The sequence below is a fragment of the Pseudomonas sp. R76 genome, from assembly GCF_009834565.1.
In the GTDB taxonomy this organism is placed as follows: domain Bacteria; phylum Pseudomonadota; class Gammaproteobacteria; order Pseudomonadales; family Pseudomonadaceae; genus Aquipseudomonas.
This window is the reverse complement of sequence record NZ_CP019428.1, coordinates 4,680,814-4,695,001: the sequence shown is the minus strand read 5'-3', so window position 1 is coordinate 4,695,001 and position 14,188 is coordinate 4,680,814. Positions and strand designations below refer to the sequence as shown.

At 62.7% G+C, this 14,188-nt stretch carries 17 protein-coding genes; 10 read left to right on the top strand and 7 right to left on the bottom strand.

The annotated features are described in order from the left end of the window. Positions 1 to 897 carry a LysR family transcriptional regulator gene (locus PspR76_RS21090; protein WP_159958421.1) on the top strand — a complete coding sequence of 299 codons (897 nt, stop codon included), beginning with the start codon at positions 1 to 3 and terminating at the stop codon, positions 895 to 897. Positions 898 to 1,158: 261 nt separating this feature from the next. Further along, positions 1,159 to 2,082 (top strand): LysR family transcriptional regulator, encoded by a 924-nt coding sequence (locus PspR76_RS21085; protein ID WP_159958419.1) that lies wholly within the window; start codon positions 1,159 to 1,161, stop codon positions 2,080 to 2,082. Here the strand turns inward: PspR76_RS21085 and PspR76_RS21080 are convergent. Beyond that, positions 1,985 to 2,689 carry a TetR/AcrR family transcriptional regulator gene (locus PspR76_RS21080; protein ID WP_159958417.1) on the bottom strand — a complete coding sequence of 235 codons (705 nt, stop codon included), beginning with the start codon at positions 2,687 to 2,689 and terminating at the stop codon, positions 1,985 to 1,987. The genes PspR76_RS21085 and PspR76_RS21080 overlap by 98 nt on opposite strands. A gap of 120 nt (positions 2,690 to 2,809) precedes the next feature. Between PspR76_RS21080 and PspR76_RS21075 the strand changes: the two genes are divergently transcribed. Further along, positions 2,810 to 4,027, top strand: a complete 1,218-nt coding sequence (locus PspR76_RS21075; protein WP_159958415.1) for an MFS transporter — start codon at positions 2,810 to 2,812, stop codon at positions 4,025 to 4,027. Positions 4,028 to 4,040: 13 nt separating this feature from the next. Here the strand turns inward: PspR76_RS21075 and PspR76_RS21070 are convergent, their stop codons facing one another. After that, a complete protein-coding gene (locus PspR76_RS21070; protein WP_159958413.1) occupies positions 4,041 to 4,481 on the bottom strand; it encodes a hotdog fold domain-containing protein in 441 nt (146 codons plus the stop codon). Between the two features lie 134 nt (positions 4,482 to 4,615). Here PspR76_RS21070 and PspR76_RS21065 point away from each other — a divergent pair, with 134 nt between their 5' ends. Further along, on the top strand, positions 4,616 to 5,239 hold the full coding sequence (locus tag PspR76_RS21065) for a TetR/AcrR family transcriptional regulator (protein ID WP_159958411.1): 624 nt from the start codon (positions 4,616 to 4,618) through the stop codon (positions 5,237 to 5,239). 47 nt (positions 5,240 to 5,286) lie between these two features. Further along, positions 5,287 to 6,153: a DNA/RNA non-specific endonuclease gene (locus PspR76_RS21060; protein WP_159958409.1), complete on the top strand. Its 867-nt coding sequence runs from the start codon at positions 5,287 to 5,289 to the stop codon at positions 6,151 to 6,153. 34 nt (positions 6,154 to 6,187) lie between these two features. Here the strand turns inward: PspR76_RS21060 and PspR76_RS21055 are convergent, their stop codons facing one another. The 5 genes from PspR76_RS21055 to PspR76_RS21030 all read right to left on the bottom strand — a co-directional run bounded on the left by PspR76_RS21055 (position 6,188) and on the right by PspR76_RS21030 (position 9,466). Continuing rightward, the gene (locus PspR76_RS21055) at positions 6,188 to 6,367 is read right to left on the bottom strand and encodes a DUF1289 domain-containing protein (RefSeq protein WP_159958407.1); all 180 of its coding nucleotides are present in this window, start codon (positions 6,365 to 6,367) and stop codon (positions 6,188 to 6,190) included. A gap of 4 nt (positions 6,368 to 6,371) precedes the next feature. Then, positions 6,372 to 7,316 (bottom strand): CDF family Co(II)/Ni(II) efflux transporter DmeF, encoded by a 945-nt coding sequence (gene dmeF / locus PspR76_RS21050; protein WP_159958405.1) that lies wholly within the window; start codon positions 7,314 to 7,316, stop codon positions 6,372 to 6,374. Next, positions 7,313 to 7,588 (bottom strand): metal/formaldehyde-sensitive transcriptional repressor, encoded by a 276-nt coding sequence (locus tag PspR76_RS21045; protein ID WP_159958403.1) that lies wholly within the window; start codon positions 7,586 to 7,588, stop codon positions 7,313 to 7,315. The genes dmeF and PspR76_RS21045 overlap by 4 nt, the downstream gene beginning before the upstream one ends. A 73-nt stretch (positions 7,589 to 7,661) precedes the next feature. Next, on the bottom strand, positions 7,662 to 8,879 hold the full coding sequence (locus tag PspR76_RS21040; protein WP_159958401.1) for an MFS transporter: 1,218 nt from the start codon (positions 8,877 to 8,879) through the stop codon (positions 7,662 to 7,664). Positions 8,880 to 9,028: 149 nt separating this feature from the next. Continuing rightward, positions 9,029 to 9,466, bottom strand: a complete 438-nt coding sequence (locus PspR76_RS21030; RefSeq protein WP_159958399.1) for a MarR family winged helix-turn-helix transcriptional regulator — start codon at positions 9,464 to 9,466, stop codon at positions 9,029 to 9,031. A gap of 161 nt (positions 9,467 to 9,627) precedes the next feature. Between PspR76_RS21030 and PspR76_RS21025 the strand changes: the two genes are divergently transcribed. The 5 genes from PspR76_RS21025 (at position 9,628) to PspR76_RS21005 (ending at position 14,058) form a co-directional block, all read left to right on the top strand. Next, positions 9,628 to 10,839, top strand: a complete 1,212-nt coding sequence (locus PspR76_RS21025) for a YeeE/YedE family protein (RefSeq protein WP_159958397.1) — start codon at positions 9,628 to 9,630, stop codon at positions 10,837 to 10,839. Between the two features lie 22 nt (positions 10,840 to 10,861). Continuing rightward, a complete protein-coding gene (locus PspR76_RS21020; protein ID WP_159958395.1) occupies positions 10,862 to 11,737 on the top strand; it encodes a LysR family transcriptional regulator in 876 nt (291 codons plus the stop codon). Between the two features lie 110 nt (positions 11,738 to 11,847). Further along, positions 11,848 to 12,273, top strand: a complete 426-nt coding sequence (locus tag PspR76_RS21015) for a VOC family protein (protein ID WP_159958393.1) — start codon at positions 11,848 to 11,850, stop codon at positions 12,271 to 12,273. A gap of 85 nt (positions 12,274 to 12,358) precedes the next feature. Then, positions 12,359 to 13,123 (top strand): 5-oxoprolinase subunit B family protein, encoded by a 765-nt coding sequence (locus tag PspR76_RS21010; RefSeq protein WP_159958391.1) that lies wholly within the window; start codon positions 12,359 to 12,361, stop codon positions 13,121 to 13,123. Next, on the top strand, positions 13,120 to 14,058 hold the full coding sequence (locus tag PspR76_RS21005) for a biotin-dependent carboxyltransferase family protein (protein WP_159958389.1): 939 nt from the start codon (positions 13,120 to 13,122) through the stop codon (positions 14,056 to 14,058). Before PspR76_RS21010 ends, PspR76_RS21005 begins: the two co-directional genes overlap by 4 nt. Positions 14,059 to 14,188 lie beyond the last annotated feature (130 nt).

Below are 14,188 nucleotides of genomic sequence, written 5' to 3'. Positions count from 1 at the left end.
ATGATTACCTTCAAGCAAATCGACGCGCTGTACTGGATCGCTGAGTTGGGCAGCTTCGAAGCGGCGGCGAACAAGCTGAACATGTCGCAGTCGGCCATCTCCAAGCGCATCCAGGAGCTGGAAGACACCTTCGATGTGGAGATTTTCGACCGCAGCAAACGCAATGCGCGGCTGACCGAAAAGGGCGGCGAACTGCTCGACTACGCCCGCGACCTGCTCAAGAGCCGCGACCAATTGCTTGAACGCGTCAGCGCCCGCGAAGTGCTGGTGCGGCGCTTTCGCCTGGGTGTCACCGAGTTGACGGCGCTCACCTGGCTGCCGGCCCTCGTCGACGCACTGCGCCATGCCTACCCCAAAGTGCAGATCGAACCGTCGGTGGAGCTCAGCAGTGAGCTGTTCCGCAAACTGGAAAGCGACCAGCTCGACCTGGTGATCGTGCCGGAGGTCTACAGCGACCCGCGCTTTCACAGCACGCCGTTGCAGAGCGTGGAAAACGCCTGGATGTGCTCGCCCGGGCTGGTCCCGGACGCCGACCCGATCAGCCTGGAGACGCTGGCCAGCTACACCGTACTGACCCAGGGCGCGCAGTCGGGCACCGGCTTGATCTACGAGCGCTGGCTGGCCGCGCACAACGTGCAGATGCCGCGCACGCTCACCAGCCACAACCTGTTGGTGCAGGTCGGGTTGGCGTTGTCGGGGATCGGCGTGAGCTATCTGCCCAAGGTCTGCCTGTCGCACCTGATCGAGCAGGGCACATTGCGTGCGCTGGTGACGCAACCGGAACTGCCAAGCGTGCGCTACGTGGCGTTGCACCGGGTGGACCGCCAGTTCGGCCTGAACCAGGACGTGGCGCAGATGGCGCAGGCGTGCTGCGATTTTTCCAGGTTGTTGCTCTAGCGGTAACCCAACCTTTTATAGCGAGCAGGCTTATTGTGGCGAGCGGGCTTGCCCCGCGTTGGGCTGCGCAGCAGCCCCAAAACCTGACGACGCGGTACACCTGTAATACCTCGGCGGCTGACTTGGGAGCGCTTCGCACTCCAACGCGGGGCAAGCCCGCTCGCCACAAGACTATTGTGCGGCTCAAAGCGCTGTATTTGTACGCCAGGTATTGGTAAATAGAGCATATTCTCCGTTTATCGATACCTAGTGTAATCAATCATGAAGCGCCATTTCGAAGATTTGCAGCTGGGCAGCATCGAGCTGTTCTGCCTCGCCGCCGAGGCCAGTAGCTTTACCGGCGCCGCGCAGGTGGCCGGCGTAACCCCGGCCGCCGTGAGCCGCAGCATTTCGCGCCTGGAAGATCGCCTGGGCTCGCGCCTGTTTGTGCGCACCACCCGCAGCATCCGCCTGACCGACAGCGGCCGCACGTTTTTCCAACAGTGCCGCCAGGCCCTGACCCAATTGGTGGAGGCGCAGCAGGAAGTGATGGGCGCGCAGTCGGTGCCGTCCGGCCAGTTGCGTATCAGCGTCCCGACCACCTATGCCCATCACCGCTTGTTGCCGCTGCTACCCACATTTCGCGCGCTGTACCCGCAGGTGAGCGTGGACATCCACATCAGCAACCGCAATATCGACTTCGTCGCCGAAGGCTATGACCTGGCGATTCGCGTGCGTGCCCAACCCGACTCGTCGTTGATAGCGCGGTTGCTGGAGGACGCCGAATTGGTGGTCGTCGCCGCCCCGGCCTACCTGCAACGCGCCGGCACGCCGCAGACCTTGCAGGACTTGCCGTCGCACGAATGCATTCAGTTTGAACTGCCCAGCAATGGCCGGCGTATTCCCTGGCTGTTCCAGGTGCAAGGCCAGGAACACGAGTTTGCGGGGCAGGCGGGGTACAGCATTTCCCATGACGTGCTGGGCGGCGTGACCCTGGCCAAACATGGCGCGGGGCTGTTTCAGACCTACAAGTTCATCGTCGAGCAGGAACTGGCTGACGGCACGCTCGTGGAAGTGTTGAAACCGTTTGGCGGGCGCTCGCGACCGTTTACGTTGTTGTATCCCCATGGGCGTTATGTGCCGCATCGGGTGCGGGCGTTTGTGGATTTTTTAATGGCGTGTCGGCACGCGTGGGCGGCGTCGTAGAGGCGGCAATGTCCCACGTCAGCAGGAGTTGACTGATCGCCGCGTCGATTACCTGATACGGCACATCATCGCGCGCCAATATCGAAACGCCCTGCAGAAAACTATCAAACACCGACGCCATTGACGGCGCATGCAACGTGCTCGGCAGGTGCCCGGCCCGTATGCCGCGTTCAACACACGCCACTATTCCCGCCCGCGTTCGCGCGCGCGAATGCGTCAACGCCTGCGTCACTCGCGCATTCTCCGGGCTCGGTGCACTCATCACGCCGAGCGCGACCATGCAGCCCTTGGGGTGCCCGTCGTCACACTGCATGCGCGCCGATTGGCGCAGTGCGGTTTCGAGGGCTTTGCGCGGTAGCAGGGTTTCGTCCCACAGGCATTCGGTGACCTGGGCGTAGGTCGCCAGGTAGCGTTGCACGCACTCATCGAACAGCGCTTCTTTGGAGCCGAATGCGGCATAAAAACTCGGCGCGGAGATGCCGCCACCCAGGCCTGCCTTGAGCTGGGCGAGGGAGGTAGCGTCGTAGCCGTGCTGCCAGAACAGGTGCAGCGCCTGTTCCACGGCGTGGTCGCGATCAAAATTACGCGGGCGGCCCATTTGTGCCATGTCCAATCTCCTGTGCAGAACGAGATAAATACTAGTCGATACATAAGTTGTTGACAACGCGCGTACGCTGCACGCAACATTTGTATCGATCAGTATTTAAATCGTTTCAAGGAGTCTCCCGTGACACCCTCTCTCAGCTTATCCGCGTCGTCCGACCGCCTGCCCATCGGCGCTTTGCTCGCCTTGGCCATGACCGGTTTCATCTGCATCGTCACCGAAACCCTGCCCGCCGGCCTGTTGCCGTTGATCAGCGCCGGCCTGGCGATTTCGCCGTCGATGGCCGGGCAGATGGTCACCGCCTACGCGCTCGGCTCGGTGCTGGCGGTGATCCCCATGACCATCGCGACGCGTGGCTGGCGTCGGCGCAATGTGCTGTTGCTGACCGTCGTCGGTTTTCTGCTGTTCAACTCCATCACGGCGCTGTCGTCGCACTACGGCGTCACCCTGGTGGCGCGGTTCTTTGCCGGGGTTGCGGCGGGGTTGGCGTGGAGCCTGCTGGCCGGCTATGCCCGGCGCATGGTCGCGCCGCATCAACAGGGCAGGGCACTGGCCTTGGCGATGGTCGGTACGCCGATTGCGCTGTCGTTGGGCGTGCCCCTCGGCACCTGGCTGGGCGGCCTGGTGGGCTGGCGCACCACGTTCGGCATCATGTCTGCGCTGACGCTGGTGCTGATCGTATGGGTGTTGGTGAAAGTCCCGGACTACCCGCCACAGGCTGCGCATCAGCGCGTGTCGCTGGGTAAAGTGCTGACCACGCCCGGCGTGCGGCCGGTGCTGGCGGTGGTGATCAGCTGGATGCTGGCGCACAACATTCTGTACACCTACATCGCGCCGTTTTTGCTGCCGGCCGGCCTGGGCAGTCGTGTGGATGTGGTGCTGCTGGTGTTCGGGGTTGCCGCGCTGGCGGGGATTTGGTTGACGGCCAGGTTGGTCGAGCCGCTGTTGCGGCGCACGGTGCTGGTGAGCTTGGCGACGTTTGCGGCGGTGAGTGTGGTGTTTGGTTTTGCGGGCGATATGCCGCAGGTGATTTACCTCGGCGTGGCCGTCTGGGGGCTGAGCTTTGGCGGTGCCGCGACCCTGCTGCAGACCGCGTTGGCCGATGCTGCCGGTGACGGTGCGGACGTTGCGCTGTCGCTGAACGTGGTGGCCTGGAACAGCGCGATTGCCGGCAGCGGCGTGGTCGGCGGTGTGCTGCTGGATCGCTGGGGCGTCGCGTCATTTCCCTGGGCGATGCTGGTATTGCTGCTGGTGGCGCTGGTGATCGCGTGGTCGGCGCATGCCCATGGCTTCAAACCGGGACGGCGGTCAGCCGATGGGCCTGCGGTGGCGGGGCATTGAGCCAGGCCGAGACCTAAGCGAACTTCACATTCATGGTGATATGGGCGGTGAACACCTTGACGCCGCCTTCATCGAAGATCTCCACCGGCACGATTTTATCGCCGGCGGTCTGCCAATCAATCCCGCTGCCATCGGCTACTGCTTGGATGTTCGACTTCGCCTTGGCCAGGTATTCCACGGTCATGCCTTTGGGAATCCAGCGCGCACCGGCGGGAATCGACACGTCGGTCATCGTGCCGCCGGCCAGCTCGGCGGCGTTGCACAACGCGATGGCGTGCACGGAGGCCAGGTGGTTGGTGATCTCCTTGCGAAACGGCACATTCACCACCGCACGGTTCGGGCTCAACTCTGCGAACTCAGGCGCGATGCTGCTGAAGTACGGCGCCATTTGGCAGGCCATTTGTGTGAAGGCGGCGGGGCCAGCGCTATTGAACAGGCCGAGCAGTTGGCTCATGGGATATCCTCAAGGTGATTTGCAGAATAAAATTCTGTAAAAGAACAATATTCTGTAAATTCCATGCCTGTCAACCGGCGCTTTCTCTGGCGGTGGATGAACCTATAAACTGTTTTTATTTGGCGTCTGTGTGCATGCACCCCATCGACCTTATCGAGCGTACCTTTCCCGGCAGGCGCAGCGACCTCAAGCGCAGCATCCTGCGGGCGGCGCTGGCGTGCTTTAACGAGGTGGGCATCGAGGCAACCAATATCGAAACCATTCGTGCGCGTTGCGACACCAGCGTCGGTGCCATCTACCATCACTTCGGCAATAAAGAGGGGTTGGTCGCCGCGCTGTTTTTCGCCGCCCTCGAAGACCAGGCCACCCTGCGCGACCGTTATTTGCAGGACGCGCACACGGCGCACGCTGGCGTGGTGGGGCTGGTGCACAGCTACGTCGAATGGGTGCACGAACAGCCGGAGTGGGCGCGATTTGTGTTTCAAAGCCGCTTCGCCGTGTCCAACGGCCCGTTCAAGGATGAGCTGATTGCGCGCAACCGCCAGCGCAACCAGTTGTTGAAAGACTGGATGAGCGCGCCGGAACGCAAGGAACATTTCAGCCATCTGCCCGCCGAACTGATCCCCTCGTTGATCATCGGCGCGGCCGAAAGCTACTCACGGGCCTGGCTGTCGGCGAAGGTTAAAAAAAGCCCTTGGGAGTATCGCGAACTGCTGGCTGAAGCGGCCTGGAATTCGATCGGGTTGGGGTCGCACTAAAGTGCAATGTGAGGGTCCATAAGGCCCCTCACTTTAAGATATGAAACATGCACTTACGCATTATTGCAGTCAGTTTGTCAGCCTTGTTTTTGTTCACCCCAGGGGCACAGGCGCGTGGCCTGCTGGACCTGATCAAGCCACCCGCCCCGGAACACACCTCGCGCTCAGGCTCGATCAGCCAGCGCGCGGCCCTCGATCTTTATTCCAGCAAACAGCAGCAACCCTCATTCGACAGCTGCGCCGATCTGTTCCCCGGTGCTACACCGATCAACACCGCCACCGTGCCCGCCACGATGAAGCCCCTGGCGCTGTGTTCGGATAACTTCGCGGTGCTCTACTCGCAAACCAGCAAGACCCCGCTGGTAGTGGTCGAGCGCCTGAATGCCGCGCAGTTGAAAGACGCCAAAGGCGAGGAGCGCACCAACCAGTTCTACCCGGACCCGCGCATTCCCAAAGGCGCCCGCGCCGAGTTGAGCGACTACCGCAGCCAGCACCCGGCCGTGGACCGTGGCCACCAGTCGCCGGCTGCCGATGCGCCGAGCGCCAATGCCATGGCGCAGTCCTTCGCGCTGTCGAACATGGTGCCGCAAGACCCCACCAACAACCGCAAGATCTGGAGCAAGGTCGAGGCCGATGTGCGCAAGTTCGCCGTGCGTGCCGGCGGCAATGTGTTCGTGTTCACCGGCCCTTTGTTTGACGCCGGTTACGGCACCGTCGGCGACAACAAGGTGTGGGTGCCGACGCGCCTGTTCAAGCTGGTCTACGACGCCTCTTCGAAACGCGCTTGGGCCTACGTGTTGCCCAACGCTGAAACGCGCATCCAGAAGCCGATGGACTACGACACCTTTGTGAAGAGCACCGGGCTCAAGCTGCTGGGCAACTTGCCGGTCACGGGGTCGGTGGGGCGCACCTGATGTGACACCCCAAGGCTGGCCTGCCGCGCCAGCCTTACTTAGGCTTTCTCAACGCCTTAAGCCGCAACGTCGCACGCTGGACGGCGGCCATTTTCTCTGGGCGTTTCATGCGTTTCCATTTGCGGATGTCGTCCTTGGTCCGCCCACAGCTCACGCATAGATCGCCGCTGAGTTGGCAGGTGGAGATGCAGGGGTTTTCAATGTCTTTAGCCAAGGTGTCACCGGGTTATGATCAAGGGCACGAGCAGCTGGGCCGTGCGGAATTCAACGGTGAGGTGGCTCACTTCATGGACGGGTTTGAGGCGTTCGCGAATGCTCTCGGCGTCCGTGGTCGAGTGGCCCACCACGCTGACGATGGCCGCATGCGCGTCAGGGCCGACTCGCCACACGTGCAGGTCGGTAATCGTCGCATCGCCGGGTTGCTCGACGAGCTCTCGGATTTGCGCGGCGACGTGTTCGTCGGTTTGGTCCAGCAGCACGCCGGCCGTTGTGCGCATCAAGCTCCATGACCACCGCGCAATCACCACGGCGCCGACGATGCCCATCGCGGGGTCCAGCCACACCCAGCCCAGATAGCGCCCCGCCAGCAATGCAGCAATGGCGAGAACGGAGGTCAGCGCATCGGCGAGCACATGCACGTAGGCTGAGCGCATGTTGTTGTCGTGGCCATGGCCATGATGATCGTGATCGTGATCATGCCCATGGCTGTGACCGTGTCCCAGCAGCAGCGCGCTGATGATATTCACCGCCAGCCCCACGACCGCAATCAGCGTAGCCGTACCAAACTGCACCTCGGCAGGTGCGAGCAAGCGCATCACTGACTCGACACCGATGCCCAGCGACACCAGCGCCAGGATAAGCGCTGAGGCGAACCCACCCAGGTCGCCGACTTTACCGGTGCCGAAGCTGAAGCGGGCGCTGCTCGCGTTGTGCTTGGCATAGGCGTAAGCCGCGGCGGCGATACCCAGTGCGGCCGCATGGGTGGCCATGTGAAAACCGTCAGCCAGCAGCGCCATGGAACCGGTCAACGCGCCGGTGGCAATTTCTGCGACCATCATCACGACGGTTAACATCACCACCCAGAGGGTGCGTTTGGCGTTTTCATCATGGGCCGAACCGAGGAACATGTGTTCGTGTGTGTGAGCGTTCTGGAGCGCGTTCATTTGGAATACCGCCGAATGGCTTCAAGCAGTTCTTCAACGCCTTGCGCGCGCGCTTCCTCGCTGAGGGCCGGATCGGCCACGTGCGCCCTGGCGTGGTCTTCGATGATTTCTTCCATTAGCCCGTTGATGGCGCCGCGTGCGGCGGCCACCAGGTGCAGCGTCTTGGCGCAGTCGAGATCCGACTCCAGCGCTCTTTCAACCGCCTGGATCTGCCCGGCGATGCGTTTTACCCGCTTGATCAGGCTGTCTTTGTTTGCGGCAATGTGGCCCACGATATACCCCCCCTACCTATGTTGGGGCGGATCATCACATACCCCACCCCCCTATACAAGGTGGCGGTATGAGTTACTTGGGCCGATCCAACTGACGCTTGATCGTGTAGAGCGCCACTCCCACCGCCAGGACGCCTGACACCGCGCCGACCACCAGCGCCCAGCGCGGGCCCAGGTGGTCGGCGACCCAGCCGACGATGGGCGCGCCAATCGGCGTGCCGCCCAGGGCGACGTCGACGCGCAGGGCGATCACTCGGCCGCGCATCGCGGGCTCGGTGGTGAGTTGCATCAGGCTGTTAGTGGTGTTGCTGAAGGTCATGGCGCCCACGCCGATGATCACCAGCGCAATGGCGAACGTCCAATAGTTCGGCGCCAGTGCCGCCAGCCCGCAGCCGAAGCCAAACACCGCCGCACCCGTCAGCAGTGACTTGAACTGCGGCCGCTCGCTGCCCGCCGCAATCAGTGCGCCGGCAATGGTGCCAATGGCCAGGGTTGAGGTGAGCAGGCCATAGCCGCGCGCATCGGCATGGAACACGGTGACGGCCATGGTCGAGATAAAAATCGGGAAGTTCATGCCGAAGGTGCCGATCAGAAACAGCATCAACAGGATCGCCTTCAAGTCCGGCCGCGCCCACACGTAACGCATGCCCTCGGTGAGGCTGCCTTTGGTGCGCAGGGCGCGCACCTTCGGGTTTTTGCCCGCCACGCGCAGGAAAAACAACGACGCCAGCACCGCGAAAAAACTCGAGCCATTAAGCAGGAAGGCCCAGCCAGTGCCGACCGAGGCGATGGTCACGCCGGCCACGGCCGGGCCGATCATGCGCGCCATGTTGAACGAGGTCGAGTTCAGCGCGATGGCGTTGGACAAGTCCTTCTCGCCCACCAGCTCCGCGACGAAAATCTGCCGCACCGGCGCATCGAACGCCGAGGCGCAGCCGGACAAAAACGCGAACACGTACACATGCCACAGCTCCACGAAGCCGGTAATGGTGAACACCCCCAGCGTCAACGCGAGCAGGCCCATCACCGCCTGGGTGACGATCAGCAGCTTGCGTTGGTCGTAGTGGTCGGCGGCAAAGCCGGTCCACGGCAGCAACAACAGCTGCGGCCCGAACTGCAGCGCCATGACGATACCCACGGCGGCGGCGTTGTGCGGGGTCAGTTGGGTGAGCACCAGCCAATCCTGGGCGGTGCGTTGCATCCAGGTGCCGACATTGGACACCAGCGCGCCGGCGGCCCAGATGCGGTAGTTGGGGCTGCGCAACGAGCGGAACGTGCCGAGGAAACTCATGGCTGTTTCAGTTCCCCCGGCGCTCGATCACCGCGCCAATCGGATGAATGAAGGGGTAACCGATAATGCCGTGGTGCAGGTCCACGATGATCAGGGTGGTTGTTGCATCCAGCGAGGTGACAGCCATGCTATTTCCTCAATCAGGTGATTCAAAAATCGGCGAGGCGCTCCAGCAGTTTCACCGCAGCGGCGAGTTCGGCTTGTTCCTGGGGCGAGAGTTGCTCTTGCAGCGCACGCAGCAGCCAATCGTCTTTGGCGGCGCGGCTTTGAGTCAGGTGTTTTCGCAAGGTGGGCGTCAGTTCGATCAGCGTTTGCCGGCCATCCGCAGGGTCCGGCTTGCCGCTGACGGCCTGCATCAGCTCAAGCCCGGCCACGGTGATGCGCATCGATTGCGGGCGCACGCTTTCAGCGCGGGCGAGGGCGGACACGGTGGTCGGGCCATCGCGGTCCAGGCGCAGCAGCACGGACTTCTGCGCGGTGGTGAAATCGTCGCGGTGGGTTTGCTCGCGCAGGCGGCGGATCAGCTTGCCGAGGGAGATGCGCAGTTCGGCGGCCAGGCTGGCGGTGCCAGGAGAAGAGTCGGTCATGCCTTAACCGTAGCACCCGTGCAGGAAAACTCTACAGTTTGGCTGTATAAATTTTTCTTCATGAAAGGGTGCTTGTTGTGGCGAGCGCATCACACCACGGCCCTCGGTTTATAATCGCCCCCCATTGCAAACCTTCAAACTCAAACAACCCGAGATCCCCCATGAGCACCTCTCTCTCCCTGGCCCCCGCGCGCAAACCCATCGCGCCGCTGTTGGCGTTTATCATCCTGGTGGCGGGCGCCGTGTTCCTGCAAAACAGCGTCGGCTCGCGCCAGGTGCTGTTGCTGGCGGTCGGCGCGGCGCTGGGCTTGACCCTGTATCACGCCGCTTTCGGCTTCACCTCAGCCTGGCGCGTGTTCATCAATGATCGGCGTGGCGCCGGCTTGCGTGCACAGATGGTCATGCTGGCGGTGGCGGTCGTGCTGTTTTTCCCGGCGCTGGGCGCGGGCACATTGTTTGGTCAGCCGGTGGTCGGGCTGGTGGCGCCGGCCGGTGTTTCGGTGGTGTTCGGTGCGTTTATTTTTGGCATTGGCATGCAGTTGGGCGGTGGTTGTGCCTCGGGCACGTTGTTCACCGTGGGCGGCGGCAATGCGCGGATGTTGGTGACGCTGTTCTTCTTCATTTGCGGTTCGTTGATCGCCACCCAGCATGTCGACTGGTGGTTTGCGCTGCCGGCGTTCCCTGCGGTGTCCATCGTCAAAAGCTTCGGCGTCGTGCCGGCGTTGCTCTTGAGCCTGGCCGTGTTCGCGATCATTGCAGCGGTCAGCGTGCGATTGGAGAAGGGCCGTCATGGCCAGCTCGAAGCGGGCGTGACCAGCGAGCACATCGGCCTGCGCCGTTTCCTGCGCGGGCCATGGCCGTTGGTGTGGGGCGCGATTGGCCTGGCGTTGCTCAACTATGCAACCCTGGCGCTGGCCGGGCGACCATGGGGCATTACCTCGGCGTTCGCGTTGTGGGGCGCCAAGGTCGCCAGCGGTTTGGGTGTGGACGTGGCCAGCTGGGCGTTCTGGCAAATGCCGGGCAATGCCAAGGCCCTGGCCGCGCCGGTGTGGGAAGACATCACCAGCGTCATGGACATCGGTATTGTCCTCGGCGCGCTGTTGGCGGCAGGCCTGGCCGGGCGTTTCGCGCCCAGCTTGAACATCCCGGCGCGCTCGCTGGTGGCGGCGGTGATCGGTGGCCTGTTGCTGGGTTACGGTTCGCGACTGGCGTACGGGTGCAATATCGGCGCGTATTTCAGCGGTATCGCCTCGGGCAGCCTGCATGGCTGGGTGTGGTTGGTGGCGGCGTTTATCGGTAACAGCGTGGGCCTGCGATTGCGTCCATGGTTCTTTGCAGGCGAGCGGCCGCAGGTGGCATTGAGCGGTTGCTGAATCAACCCATGAGGTAGGCGGCATGATCAGAGAGTTGAGGACGTTTGTCAGCGCGGCGCGGCGCGGCACCTTTGCCGCCGCCGGCCAGCAGGTGGGGCTGACGCAATCGGCGGTGAGCGCGCAAATCAAGCACCTTGAGGACGCGCTCGGGGTGAAGCTGTTTGACCGTACCGGCCGCTCCGCCACGCTCAACTCGGCAGGGCAGCGCGCGGTGCCGCTGGCGGAGGAAATCCTCGATATCTTCTCGCGCATGGGCACCCCGGACAGGGCCAATAACTTCCACGGTTCCTTGCGCATCGGCGCCATCGGCAGTGTGCAAACCGGCCTTTTGCCCAAGGCGCTGGTGGCGCTTAAACAGCGCGCGCCATTTATCGAGGTCAACCTGGTGCCGGGAGTTTCGCTGAACCTGCTCAGCCAGGTCGATGCCGGTGAGCTGGACCTGGCGATCATGATCCACCCGCCGTTCAACCTGCCCAAAGACCTGAACATCGAGGTCATCGCCCGCGAACCCTTTGTGCTGATTACCGCCAAGGACGTACCGGGCGACGACCCGTTGCAGATCCTGCGCGAGCAGCCCTTTGTGCGTTACGACCGTGGCTCGTTCGGCGGGCGCCAGGTCACGCAGTTTCTCAAGGAGCAGAAAATCCAGACGCAACAGGCACTGGAACTCGACGAGCTGGACGCCATCGTCAAGATGGTCCGCAGCGGCCTCGGCGTGTCCCTGGTGCCTTTGGCCGGTTTGTGGCTGGAACACGACAGCGACGTGCGGGTTTTGCGATTGGACGCGCTCACGTTCTATCGCGAAATTGTCCTGCTGACCAAGTACACCCAGCGCCAACTGCCACTCTTCGAGTTATTCAGGGCGTGCGTCATAGAAGTGCTGGGTGCGCCGAAGTAGGGCGCGAGCATCGAAAAAATTGAGGCTCAGGGCGAAAGATATGCGCTTTATTGCGCGGTCTTTCTGGTGAAGAATCGGGTTCTGAATAACAGAACCCGCAGGTAACCACCGTGAGCCTTTCACCTTTCCATTTAGCTATTCCCGTCTACGACCTCGCCGCCGCTCGCCACTTCTATGGCGACGTGTTTGGCCTCTCCGAAGGTCGCTCCAGCGCCCAATGGGTCGACTTCGACTTTTACGGCCATCAGCTGGTGATTCACGAACACCCCAAGACTGAATCCCAGGAATCGGTGCACTCCAACCCGGTCGATGGCCACGACGTACCGGTCCCGCATTTCGGCATCATTTTGCAGTGGAAACAGTGGGAAGCCTTGGCCGAGCGCCTGCGAGCGCGTGGAACACAGTTTGTGATCGAACCCTACATTCGCTTCCAGGGCCAGGTCGGCGAGCAAGCCACCATGTTTCTGTTTGACCCGTGCGGCAACGCGCTGGAGTTCAAGGCGTTCAAAGACATGAGCCTGCTGTTCGCCAAGTAAGTGCCCCCGTGCGACCGTCGCCAGCCGAGCGACGGCGTTAATAAGACGTGTAGCTGCATGCCTGCCGCCTGAGAGAAGTGCCGTGATGTCTGACGTTGACTGTGAGTTTCGGCCCGTGCGTGCCGAACAGCGCTGGCAGTTCGAGCCCTGTGGCGACAGCTGCATCGTGGTGGTGTTTGCGACTGTGTTCAGTGCGCACGCCAACCGCCGCGCCGTGGCGTTCAGCGCAACCCTGCATGACCTGTTGGCGCGCGGGCTGCTCAGCGGCGTTACCGATGTGATCCCGGCGATGGTGTCGGTGGGTGTGCATTATTCCCCGGACGTGTTCGCTACGTTGTACCCCGAATTATCGCCTTACGACGCCGTTGCCCACGTGCTGGACAACGCGCTGGCACAGCAGCAGAACGTGCCGCGTGTGACCCCGAAACGGCTGGAAATCCCCGTGTGCTACGAGGGCGATTACGCCCCCGATCTGCTCGACATCGCCAGTGCCTGCAACATGAGCCCTGGCGAGGTAATCGCTGCGCACAGTGGGCAATGGGTGGATGTGCTGATGGTCGGTTTCGCGCCGGGCCACGCGTATATCGGCATGCACCCGCCCGCGCTGAAACTGGCGCGCCGGGCCGTGCCGCGCACGCTGGTCAAGCAAGGCAGCGTGGGCTTGGCCAACTGCCAGAGCGTGATCTACCCCGCCGATTTGCCGGGCGGCTGGAACATCATCGGCCGCACGCCGTTGCCAATGTTTACCCCGGCCAACCAGCCGCCGTGCCTGTTGAGCGGCGGCGATCAGGTGCGATTTGTGCCGATCACGGCGCGTGAATTTGAGCAACTGGCCGGAGCAACGCGATGAGCATCCACGTGATCCGGCCCGGGTTGTTTTCCTCGTTCCAGGACAGCGGGCGCGTGGGTTTCCAGCATTGGGGCGTGCCGGTCAACGGCGCCATGGACCAGGACGCGCACGCGCTGGCCAACCTGTTGGTGGGCAACCCGACGAGCGCCGCGACCCTGGAAATGACCGTTCAAGGCCCGGTGCTGTGTTTTCAGGCGCAGGCGCTGATCGCACTGGCCGGCGCCGACCTGGGCGCCAGCCTGGACGGTGCCGAGCTGAAACCTGGGCAAGCCGTGCGGGTAAAACCGGGCACGGTACTGCGCTTCGAAAAGCGTGAATACGGCGCGCGGGCTTATCTCGCCGTGAGTGGCGGCTACCTGCTGCAACCGGTGATGAACAGCCACAGCACTTACAGCCGGGGAGGCTTTGGCGGGTTGTGCGGGCGCGCGTTGCAGGCCGGTGATGTGCTGCCCATTTGCTCATCTTTTGCCAACCCGCCGCGCTTGAATATTCCCTCGGGTTTGCTGGTCGGCAAGCAGACCAGCCCCGTTTCGATCCGCGTGCTGCATGGCCGTGAGTGGGCGCAGTTTTCGGAGTCGGCGCGGCATGCCTTTCTCTGCGAACCCTATGCGATGACCGCCGCGTCGGACCGTATGGGCTACCGATTGGAAGGCCCCGGCCTGGACCTCACCCAGCCCAGGCAATTGCTGTCGCAAAGCGTGGCCTTCGGCACCGTGCAAGTTCCCGCAGGCGGCCAGCCGATCGTGCTGATGGCCGACCGCCAAACCACCGGTGGCTACCCGCGCATCGCGCAGGTCGCGAGTGTGGATTTGCCCAAGCTGGCGCAACTGATGCCAGGCGATGCAGTGCGCTTTGCCCTGATTGATTTGCCCACCGCGCAGCAACTGCTCGTGACGCGTGCGCGCACGCTGAAACGATTGGAGGCCGCCCACTAACCCCACCCGTCGCTACCGAATAATAAAAACAGGAGCGCTGCATGATGAGTCCCACTTTCAAGATTCCTACTGTCGAGCATTAAAACCCCTCGGTTTGCGACGGGTTTACTTCTGGGTGGAGCAATCCACC

Coding starts and splice junctions, on each gene's coding strand:
- PspR76_RS21090 (WP_159958421.1), top strand. CDS start 1: ATGATTACCTTCAAGCAAATCGACGCGCTGTACTGGATCGCTGAGTTG.
- PspR76_RS21085 (WP_159958419.1), top strand. CDS start 1,159: ATGAAGCGCCATTTCGAAGATTTGCAGCTGGGCAGCATCGAGCTGTTC.
- PspR76_RS21080 (WP_159958417.1), bottom strand. CDS start 2,689: ATGGCACAAATGGGCCGCCCGCGTAATTTTGATCGCGACCACGCCGTG.
- PspR76_RS21070 (WP_159958413.1), bottom strand. CDS start 4,481: ATGAGCCAACTGCTCGGCCTGTTCAATAGCGCTGGCCCCGCCGCCTTC.
- PspR76_RS21065 (WP_159958411.1), top strand. CDS start 4,616: ATGCACCCCATCGACCTTATCGAGCGTACCTTTCCCGGCAGGCGCAGC.
- PspR76_RS21060 (WP_159958409.1), top strand. CDS start 5,287: ATGCACTTACGCATTATTGCAGTCAGTTTGTCAGCCTTGTTTTTGTTC.
- dmeF (WP_159958405.1), bottom strand. CDS start 7,316: ATGAACGCGCTCCAGAACGCTCACACACACGAACACATGTTCCTCGGT.
- PspR76_RS21040 (WP_159958401.1), bottom strand. CDS start 8,879: ATGAGTTTCCTCGGCACGTTCCGCTCGTTGCGCAGCCCCAACTACCGC.
- PspR76_RS21030 (WP_159958399.1), bottom strand. CDS start 9,466: ATGACCGACTCTTCTCCTGGCACCGCCAGCCTGGCCGCCGAACTGCGC.
- PspR76_RS21025 (WP_159958397.1), top strand. CDS start 9,628: ATGAGCACCTCTCTCTCCCTGGCCCCCGCGCGCAAACCCATCGCGCCG.
- PspR76_RS21020 (WP_159958395.1), top strand. CDS start 10,862: ATGATCAGAGAGTTGAGGACGTTTGTCAGCGCGGCGCGGCGCGGCACC.
- PspR76_RS21010 (WP_159958391.1), top strand. CDS start 12,359: ATGTCTGACGTTGACTGTGAGTTTCGGCCCGTGCGTGCCGAACAGCGC.
- PspR76_RS21005 (WP_159958389.1), top strand. CDS start 13,120: ATGAGCATCCACGTGATCCGGCCCGGGTTGTTTTCCTCGTTCCAGGAC.